At 74.8% G+C, this 9862-nt stretch carries 6 protein-coding genes; 1 reads left to right on the forward strand and 5 read right to left on the reverse strand.

The genetic code is table 11. The features are described 5' to 3' along the window. Positions 1–166 precede the first annotated feature (166 nt). Genes mptB (DLJ58_RS19985) through DLJ58_RS20005 form a run of 5 tightly spaced genes read right to left on the reverse strand, consistent with a single transcriptional unit; the run spans position 167 to position 8835 of the window. The gene (gene mptB, locus DLJ58_RS19985) at positions 167–1921 is read right to left on the reverse strand and encodes a polyprenol phosphomannose-dependent alpha 1,6 mannosyltransferase MptB (RefSeq protein ID WP_124858546.1); all 1755 of its coding nucleotides are present in this window, start codon (positions 1919–1921) and stop codon (positions 167–169) included. 14 nt (positions 1922–1935) lie between these two features. After that, positions 1936–3336, reverse strand: a complete 1401-nt coding sequence (gene mptB / locus DLJ58_RS19990; RefSeq protein ID WP_208741225.1) for a polyprenol phosphomannose-dependent alpha 1,6 mannosyltransferase MptB — start codon at positions 3334–3336, stop codon at positions 1936–1938. A gap of 48 nt (positions 3337–3384) precedes the next feature. Beyond that, on the reverse strand, positions 3385–5004 hold the full coding sequence (locus DLJ58_RS19995; RefSeq protein WP_244219045.1) for a hypothetical protein: 1620 nt from the start codon (positions 5002–5004) through the stop codon (positions 3385–3387). Further along, positions 4997–8068, reverse strand: a complete 3072-nt coding sequence (locus DLJ58_RS20000; RefSeq protein ID WP_124858548.1) for a bifunctional [glutamine synthetase] adenylyltransferase/[glutamine synthetase]-adenylyl-L-tyrosine phosphorylase — start codon at positions 8066–8068, stop codon at positions 4997–4999. The genes DLJ58_RS19995 and DLJ58_RS20000 overlap by 8 nt, the downstream gene beginning before the upstream one ends. Beyond that, positions 8068–8835, reverse strand: a complete 768-nt coding sequence (locus DLJ58_RS20005; protein WP_124858549.1) for a type 1 glutamine amidotransferase — start codon at positions 8833–8835, stop codon at positions 8068–8070. Before DLJ58_RS20005 ends, DLJ58_RS20000 begins: the two co-directional genes overlap by 1 nt. Before the next feature lie 101 nt (positions 8836–8936). Between DLJ58_RS20005 and DLJ58_RS20010 the strand changes: the two genes are divergently transcribed. After that, positions 8937–9862 (forward strand): S66 peptidase family protein (locus DLJ58_RS20010; protein ID WP_148098000.1); only part of this gene is annotated, 926 nt, incomplete at its 3' end.

Genomic DNA, 9862 nt, shown 5'->3' on the forward strand with positions numbered 1-9862 from the left:
GCCCTGCCCTGCCCTGCCCCAAGATCGTGCTCGATCCTGGATGTAGTGGCCTCGACCGCGTCGGACACCACTACATCCACGTTCGAGCACGATCTTGACCCCACGACGATGACGATCATGAGGTTGGCGAGGCGTTTCGCCCGAATTGCCCCCGTCAACCTCATGATCAACGTTGCCGGCGGCGGCGGGCGGTGCGCAGGGCGCGTACGAGCACGGTCAGGAGCAGGGCGGTCATCGCCAGGGCACCGGGTGCCTTGGTGACACGGGCCAGGTTGGTGCCGTCGGGCAGGGCGAGGAAGGCTGCCGCCGCGGTGGGCAGCACGAACCACGTCGTACGGGCGGCGGTGAGCGCCAGCAACGCCAGCGGCCAGGTCGCGTACCAGGGGTGGAAGACCGGGGACAGGACGACGGTGGCGACCAGCGCCAACGCCGCGCCGTGCAGCGCCACCCGGGACCGCGCCACCCGAGGACATCCGACCTCAGGACACGCGAACTCCGAAGACGCGACCCCGGAAGACGCGACCCCCGAAGACGCGACCCCCGAAGACGCGACCCCGGAAGACGCGACCCCCGAAGACGCGACCCCGGGAGACACGACCCCGGAAGAGGCCTCCACGCGAGCAGCCACCTCGGGACCCGCAACACCGGAACACCCCACCCCCGAACACCTCACCTCGGGAGCCGCGGCTTCATTCAGCCCGCGCAGCACATGCCAGGCCCGCCACCAGAGCATCAGCAGCACCCCGACGAGCAGCAGCAGCGCGACCGCCCGGACCACCGGCACCGCCTGCGGGTCCCGGCCGACCAGCGCGCCGGCGTAGTCGACCACGAAGCCCACGGCGGTGGGTGGCGATGTCCACTGCTCCGAGTCGCCGCTGTGGGTCAGCCCGCCCACCCAGCCGAAGCCGAGGCCGGACACTGCCGAGGTGACCAGCAACGCGGCGAGCAGCCCTCCGGTCAGCCAAGCACCGTGGCGCAGCAACGCTCGAACGGTGTACTGATCGGGCATGCCGGCCAGCACGGCGAACGGCACCACCACCACGGCGCTGGCTTTCACCGTGACCGCCAGCCCGAGCAGCGCTCCGGCCAGTAGCAGCGCCACCGGCCGACCTGGTCGACGGACCACGACCAGCAGCCCACACAGCAGCAGGCCCAGCATCACGGCGTCGTTGTGTGCGCCGGCCACCAGGTGTACGCCGACCAGCGGACCGGCCAGCGCCAACCAGACCGCCCGCCGAGCCGGCACCCCGGCCACCAAGCCGGCCGGCACCCCCCGCCGGGCCGGCACCCCGGCCACCAAGCCGGCCGGCACTCCGGCCGCCCGTGCCAGAGCGGGTAGGCAGAGCGCGGCCAGCAGCAGCCCCGCCACGGCGATCACGCGTAGCGCCACGATCGTCCCGGTGAGCCCGCCGCCGAGGCCGACGGCGAGCGCCGCGAGCAGGACGAACCCCGGCCCGTACGGTGCCGGGGTGTCCCGCCAGATCGGCGCCACCGTGTCCAACCAGGGGCAGCCCGCCGCCGCCACCCCCACGGTGTACGGGTCGACGCCGTGTGCGTACGTCCAGCCCTGGCAGGCGTACGAGTAGACGTCCCGGCTGCCCAGCGGTGGCGCGACCAGCAGCGGTAGCGCCCACAGCCCGGCGGTGACGTACGCCCAACGGGTCGACGGCGCACCCTCGCGCAACGACCACCAGGCCCCGACCAGCAGGACGGTGCCGATCAGCCAGCAGGTCAGCGTCGCCGGACCGTCCGGGGTTCGCCAGATCGACGCGGGTGTCGCGCCGAGCGGGGCGTCGGGCAGGGCCCCGCCGAGGTATCCGGCCACGGCGAGCAGGACCGCGCCGACCAGGCCCGCGTACCGGGCAGCCGATGCCGCCAACGACACAGGCGGCGGGGGAACAGACGCGCCGGGAGCGGTCACCGGCGCACCTTCCCTCAATCGTCGGCGACCGGCTGACGGGCCGCTCGAGCCGACCGTACCAACCAGATGACCAGCACGATCACCAACAGCGTCATCAGCGGCGCCCCGACTGTCTTGGTGTACCGGGGCAGCCCGGTGCCGTTGGGCAGCACCAGGAAGGACGCGACCAGGGCGACCACTGTGAACCATCTGGTGCGCTGGGCGGTGGCCGCCAGCACGAACAGCGGCCAGGTCCAGTACCAGGGGTGCACGACGGGGGCGAGCGCGACGGTGAGGGCGAGCGCGAGGCCGGCGTGGTACAGCGGGTCGCGGGTGCGGGCCCGCCACCAGAGCCAGACGAGCAGTACGGCCAGGAGGACCACGGCGATCCCGCGGGTGACCGGCAGCGCGTCGATGTGACCGCCGAACAGCGCCGCGACGTACCCGGCCGTCTGCCCCACGGCGGTCGACGGGGAGGTCCAGGCGATGGCGGCGCCGCCCTGGGACAGCCCGCCGATCCAGCCGAAGTCCAGCCCACCGACGAGGGTCACGCCGACCACGGTGACGACCGTGCCGCCGACCACCCAGCCGCCGTCGCGGATCAGTGTGCGGATCCGGTACGGCCCGGCGGTGGCCGCCAGCGCGGCGAACGGGACCACCACCACGGCGGTCACCTTGATCGCTACCGCGACTCCGAGGAGCAGCCCGCCGACCAGCAGCATGCCGCGCCGACCCGGGTGTGCCGCCACCACGGCCAGTCCGCCGACCAACGCGGCGAGCATCAACACGTCGTTGTGGGGGCCACCGACCAGGTGCGCGGCAACCAGCGGGGAGCCCAACGCCAGCCACACCGCCCGCTTCGCCGGCACACCGGCCCGACGTGCCAGCACCGGCAGGGCCCACGCGGTGAGGGCCACGCCGACCAGCGACAGCGCACGGAACAGCACGATGCTGGCGGTCAGCGAACCGGTGGCCTTCACCACGGCGCCCGCGATGAGCACGAACAGCGGCCCGTACGGTGCCGGGGTGTCGCGCCAGATGACCGACACCGTGTCCAGCCAGGGGCAGGGCAGCGCGGAGACGCCCTGCTCGTACGGGCTGATGCCGCCGACGAAGCTGGCGCCCTGGCAGGCGTACGCGTACACGTCCCGACTGCCGAAGGGCGGTGCGATCAGCAGCGGCAGCAGCCAGAGCCCGACGGTGATCAGGGCCCACCGCGTCGAGGGCCCTCCGTCGCGCAGCGCCCACCAGGCGTACGCCATCAGGCCGGTGCCGACCACCCAGGCGGCGAGGATCAGCGGGCCGTTGGGCCCCTGCCAGATGCTGACCGGGGTGCTGCGCAGGGGGCCGCTCGGGAACGCCCCGCCGAGGAAAGCGGAGAGCGCGAGCAGCATCGAGCCGGCCAGGCCGGTCCAGCGCGCGAGGTGGGAAGGCACGCCGGACATGCTGCCAGCCCGTCGGCGGAAGGCCGACGGCAGGCACGGTCAGCAGTGGCGCGCCGGTGCCAACCCACTGGAGATCGAGTAGTCGCCGGCGGCGCGGACCCGCACCTCGGTCCACCCGTCCACGCCCGGTCGCAGGCAGCCGTCCGGGCCGCTCAACGTGAGCCAACGCGACCACCGAACCCGGACCGGCACGTCCCCGGGCGTGGCGGTCAGGCGGACGGCGCTGCGGTCGGCGGTGACGAGTTGACCCGGGGCACCGACCAGCGGGGTCGGATCGACCACGGCGTACATCTGCCAGGTGGAGTCTCGCCAGACCTCCCGCAGGTACGGCAGGCCGCCGCGGATCAGCGCGGCCTCGTCGCGGCCCCACCGGTCGGCGGGTGCGTCCGGGGCGAGCACCACGTAGCTCACCGCCTCGTGCCGTAACCACTGCTCGTACGTCTGCTCGTTCAGGTTGCCGTCGTAGAACAGCGCGTTGCGGTCGCTGTCGACCTGGCGTTCCCAACCCCGGGCCAGTGGCACGGTCGGCGGCAGGTACGCGGACTCCCAGTGGTCGCGCAGCGGCACCACCTCGACCCGCCCGGCCGGCTGCCGCCGGTCGAGTTCGGCGACGAGCGGTTGGTAGAAACGTTCGGCGCTCTCCGGTGCGCCGGCCCGGGTCACGTCGCTCATCATCACCGGGGACTGCCACCAGACGGTCGCGGCGAGCAGCCCGGCCAGCCACGGCCCCGGCAACGCGGCGTACCCGGCCAGCACGGGCAGGGCGAACAGCATCGGCAGTCGCAGCGCGTTGGAACCGATCGGGCTGGGCACGTAGTACGCCCCGATCAGGAGCAGCACGGTGAGCACCGCGCCGACGCGCAGCACCCGGCGGCGACGCGGCAGCACGACCGCCACCAGCACCGCGAGCGCGACGTTGATGCGCATCGACTCGGCCGAGTACGGCTGAGTGCCGCCGTTGCCGAAGACGAACGCCATCGGGGCGAGCGTGACGGCGGGCGCCACGGCCAGGACGAACCCCTCGGCCAGTGGTCGCTCGGCTCGCCAGCCTCCGGGCAGCGGGCGGCCCGGCCCGTCACCGGTGCGCAGGGCGCCCAGCAGCAGCGCCGCGCCGGCCAGCCCGGTGAACAGGCCGGCGACCGGGCTGGCCGCCGTCGCCAGGGCGGCGCAGACGGCGGCGAGCGTCAACCGGAGCCAGCGCGGCGGGCGTTCCGCGCTGACCGCGCAGAGCGCCAGCAGCCCGAACGCCAAGCCGACCGCGAAGGTGATCCGACCGCTCGCCAGGTTGCCGACCAGCACCACCGCGCCGAGGACGCCGGCCAGCAGCGGTCGACGGGCCCGGTTGCGGGTGAACAGCCAACCCAGCGCGGCCGCGCCGACCACGGCGGCGATCGCCCCCAGCGGACGCACCCCGATCAGCGCGCCCAACCTGGCGGTGAAGAGGCTGTAGCCGTACTGGTTGACGCCGCCGTACCAGCCGAAGTCGACCGGCGCGGCCCCGTACCGCTCGGTGAACCCGGCACGGGCCACCTGGGCGGCGAGGTCGGTGCCCATCGGCGGCGCAAGGAGGAACGCGACGGCGAGAAGCACCGCCACCCCGGTCGCCGCCGCCCAACCCGCGACGCTGCGCCCGGTTGGGGGCGGCGACGCGTCAGGCATCGAGAACCCGTTCGGCCGCGGCGCGGGAGCGGCGGCCGGTGCGCAGGTACTCGTCGAGGAACTCGCCCGGATCGTCGCGGCCGAGCAGCCGGGCCACCCCGGCCAACTCCACCCCGTGCCGGGGCAGTTGGTCGCCGGCCCGACCCCGGACCAGCATCAACGCGTTGCGGACCTGCGCGGCCAGGGCCCAACCGGCGGCCATCTCCGCGGCGTCCGCCGGGTCGATCAGGCCGGCCCGCTCGGCCGCCGCGAGGGCGTCGAGGGTACGCGTGCCGCGCAGCGCCGGTATCGCGCCGGCGTGCCGGAGTTGGACGAGTTGCACCGCCCACTCCACGTCGGCGAGCCCACCGCGCCCGAGCTTGGTGTGGGTGGCCGGGTCGGCGCCCCGGGGCAGCCGCTCGGTCTCCACCCGGGCCTTGATCCGACGGATCTCGACGACCTGCTCGCGGGTCAGCCCGTCGGCCGGGTAGCGCACCGGATCGATCATCGCCTCGAACTCGGCCCCCAGCTCGGCGTTCCCACAGACGAACCGGGCCCGCAGCAGCGCCTGCGCCTCCCACACCCGCGACCAGCGGGCGTAGTACGCCGCGTACGCGGCGAGGCTGCGGACCAGCGGACCCTGGCGGCCCTCCGGCCGCAGGTCGGCGTCGACACCCAGCGGCGGGTCGGGGGCGGGTACGCCGAGCAGTCGGCGCAGCTCCTCGGCGACGGCGTGCGCGGCGGCGCTGGCGGCGCTCTCGCTGGTGCCCGGCGGCGGGTCGTAGACGAAGAGCACGTCGGCGTCGGAGAGGTAGTTCGACTCGTACCCGCCGAGCCGTCCCACGCCGATCACCGCGAACCGCAGCCCGGGTGGTGCCGGTTGGCTGGCCTGAGCGGCCCGCAACGCGGCGGCCAGGGTGGCGTCGGTGACGTCGGCGAGCGCCGTACCGACCTCGGTGATGTCGGACAGCCCGGGGGCCCGCTTCGCGCCGTCCGCCCGGGTGGGGCTGGGTGCGAGCGCGCCGGCCCGGCAGAGCACGTCGGCGCAGGCCACCCGGACCAGCTCGCGGCGTCGCAGTGCGCGCACCGCGCTGGTGGCCTCGACCGGGTCGGAGTGCCGGGCCGCCGCTGCCAGGAACCCCTCCCGCAGCACCTCGGGCGCGCGTGGCGCCAGCTCGTTCTCCTCGGCCAGCAGCCGCAGCGCCTCCGGGTCGCGGGCGAGCAGGTCGGCGACGTACCGGGACAGCGCGAGGACCCGGGCCAGCCGACGGGCGACCGGGCCGCCGTCGCGCAGCAGCCGCAGATACCAGGGGGTGCTGCCCAGCTTGTCGGAGACCTTGCGGTAGTTGAGCAGCCCTCGGTCCGGCTCCGGCGCGTCGGCGAACTCGTCGAGCAGCACCGGCAGCAACGTGCGCTGGATGGCCGCCGTGCGACTGACCCCGCCGGTGAGCGCCTGGAGGTGGCGCAACGCCCCGGCCGGGTCGGCGAAGCCGAGGATCTCCAGGCGGTTCCTGGCCGCCTCCGGAGTGAGCCGCAGACCGTCGGCCGGCACCCGGGCCACCGACTCCAGCAGCGGCCGGTAGAGCAGCTTGGCGTGCAGTCGGCGTACCTCGGTGGCGTGGGTGACCCACTCGGCCCGGAAGCTCTCCACGGCGCTGCGCCCCGGCGCGGCCGTGAAACCCAGCGCGGCGGCGAGCCAGCGCAGCGCGCCCGGCTCGGCGGGCACCGTGTGCGTACGACGCAGGCCCTGTAGTTGCAGCCGGTGCTCGACGCTGCGCAGGAAGCGGTAGCCGCGCAGCAGGGCCTCGCCGTCGGCCCGCCCGACGTAGCCGCCGGCGACGAGCGCCCGCAGCGCCGGGATGGTGCCGGGCGCGCGCAGCGTCTCGTCGCCGCGTCCATGCACGAGTTGCAGCAACTGGACGGCGAACTCGATGTCGCGCAGCCCGCCGGGGCCGCGCTTGATCTCGCGCTCCAGCTCCTTCGGCGGGATGTGGTCGATGATCCGGCGGCGCATGGCGCGGACGTCCTCGACCGCCTCGGGCCGCTCGGCCGCCCGCCAGACCAGCGGCGCGAGCTGGTCGATCCACTCCTGGGCCAGCGGCAGGTCACCGGCTGCCGGGCGGGCCTTGAGCAGCGCCTGGAACTCCCAGGTGCGCGCCCACCGCCGGTAGTAGGCGAGGTGGCTGGCGAGGGTCCGCACCAGCGGGCCCCGGCTGCCCTCGGGGCGCAGCGCGGCGTCCACCGGCCAGGCGACCAGCCCGCAGATGTAGATCAGTCGGGTCGCCACCAGGGTCGCGGCGGACAGGTCGGCGTCCTCGGCGGCGACGAAGATGACGTCCACGTCGGAGACGTAGTTCAGCTCGCCGCCGCCGCACTTGCCCATCGCCACGACCGCGAGCCGGGGCCGCTCGGTCCCCTCCGCCAGCTCCGCCACCGCGATTTCGTACGCCGCCGAGAGCGTCGCGTCGGCCAGCGCGGAGAGCGCGGCCATCGTCTGCTCCAGGCCGCGACCGCCGGTCAGGTCGGCCGCCGCGATCCGCAGCAACGCCAGGCGGTACGCGGTCCGCAGTGCCGCCACCGGGTTGCCGCCGTCGGTCGGCTCCAGCCGCCCTTCGGCGGTCGGGGCGAGCCCGTCCGGGGCGGTCCGCAGCGCCTGGTAGTGCTCGGGGTGGGCCACCAGGTGGTCGCCGAGCGCCGACGACGCGCCGAGCACCGCGATCAGCCGCCGCCGCAGCCCGGGGTCGTTGTGCAGGTCCGCGAGCAGCGGCGATTCGGCGCTGCCTTCGGTGGCGCGGCTCTCGGCGCCGCCTGCGGACGTTCGGCCCCCGGCGCTGCCTGCGGGCGTGCGGCTCTCTGCTTCCACGATGCGGTGCAGTTGGCGCAGCGCCAGGTCCGGGTCGGCGGCCCGGGACAGCGCGGCGAGCAACTCCGCGGCTGCCTCGTCGACCGGCTCCTGCTCGGCCGGCCGCCACAGCCCCAGCCCCTCCGGGCCGAGCAGGTCCGCGGCGCGCGCGCCGCCATCGCCTTCGGCGGTGCCGAAGCCGTACCGGGCGAGCCGGCCCGGTGCCCTGGTCGGCCGGCTCATCAGTGCCCGAGCAGCGGCAGGCCGCGCCGCGTCGTGCTGTCGTCCAACTCGCCGAGGGCCAGCGCGGCGAACCGGGCGGCGAACGGTTGCCAGACCTCCTCGACGTCGGCCAGCACCGAGGCGCAGGCCGCGACCACCAGCTCCGGGTCGTAGCCCAGCTCGGCGAGTTGGGTCGAGTCGGTGGCCCAGTCAGCGATCATCGCGGCGTCGCACTCGATGTGGAACTGCAACCCCCAGGCCCGGTCACCGAGGCGGAACGCCTGATGCGGGTAGCGGGTGGAGGCGGCCAGCAGGGTCGCGCCCCGAGGCAGCTCGGTGATCTCGTCGGCGTGCCACTGGAGCACGTCCGGGATCAGCGGAACGTACCGGAACAACGGGTCGTTCTCGGCGGCGTCGCGCCGGCCGACCACGCCGGGGCCGATCTCCGGCCCGGACGGGCTGCGCTCCACCAACCCGGCGTGCGCGGTGGCGAGCAGCTGCGCGCCAAGGCAGACCGCCAGGGTCGGCACCCGGTACCGGACCGCCTTGCGCAGCAGGCCCTCCACGGCGGGAAACCACTGTGCGCCGGGCGAGCCGTCCGGGAACGGATACGCCTGTTGGTCGCCGCCGAGCACCACCAGCGCCGCGTACCCCTCCAGGTCGTCGGGGAGCTCGTCGCCGGCGTGCGGGCGAACCACCCACAGCTCCAGCCCAGCCTCGGTCAGCCACTCACCCAGCCGGCGCGCGTCGTCCGTCGGGTCGTTCTCGATCACCAGCGCGGTTGCCACCCGTCGAGGCTAGCCGGTACGCCGCACGGCACCACGCCCCGGCACGGCCCGCGCGCCCGGGTGGCGTTCCCGCCTCGGCCGGGTCGTTAGGCTCTGCGGTTGTGATCAGCGAGGACACCGCCGCCGTGCGCCCGCCCGTGCTGCGCCCGGGTGACACGGTGCTGCTGGTGTCGCCGTCCGGGCCGACCTCGCCGGAGCGGGTGGCCCGGGGCATGGAACTGCTCACCGGCTGGGGCCTGCGCCCGGTGCCGGCGCCGAACGCGTACGCCCGCCACGGCTACCTCGCCGGCACCGACGACCTGCGCGCCGCCGACCTGAACGCGGCCTTCGCCGACCCTGAAGTGCGCGGGGTGATCTGCACCCGCGGCGGCTACGGGGCCCAGCGGATCGTGGACGCCATCGACATGGCCGCCGTACGCCGTGACCCGAAGGTGGTGGCCGGCTTCTCGGACATCACCGCGTTGCAGTTCGCCCTGTGGAGGGGCGCCCGCCTGGCCGGGGTGCACGGCCCCGGGGCGGCCTGGCGCGACGAGCGGACGCCGCTGCGCTCCGCCGAGTCCCTGCACGCGGCGCTGATGACGACCGAACCGGTGTCGATCACCGCGGTCCCCACCGAGGAGACCTTCGGCGTACGCGTACCGGGTCGCGCCACCGGCACCCTGCTCGGCGGCAACCTGTGCATGATCGCCGCGTCGATCGGCACGCCGGACCTGCCCGACCTGACCGGTGCGGTGCTGTTGATCGAGGACGTGCAGGAACCCCCGTACAAGGTCGACCGGATGCTCACCCACCTGCGCCGGGCCGGCGCGCTGGACGGACTGGCCGGGGTGGCGGTCGGGCAGTTCACCGACTGCGGCGACGGCTGGGACACCACCATCGTCGACGTACTCACCGAACGCCTCGGCGACCTGGGCGTACCGGTCCTCGGCGGCCTCCCCATCGGCCACGGCCCCGGTCAGCTAACCGTCCCGGTAGGCACCAGAGCAACCCTCGACACCACCACCGCCACCCTCACCACAACCCCCGC

It is taken from the genome of Micromonospora arida, from assembly GCF_003857035.1.
GTDB classification, from domain to species: domain Bacteria; phylum Actinomycetota; class Actinomycetes; order Mycobacteriales; family Micromonosporaceae; genus Micromonospora; species Micromonospora arida.

Coding starts and splice junctions, on each gene's coding strand:
- DLJ58_RS19995 (WP_244219045.1), bottom strand. CDS start 5,004: ATGCCTGACGCGTCGCCGCCCCCAACCGGGCGCAGCGTCGCGGGTTGG.
- DLJ58_RS20000 (WP_124858548.1), bottom strand. CDS start 8,068: ATGAGCCGGCCGACCAGGGCACCGGGCCGGCTCGCCCGGTACGGCTTC.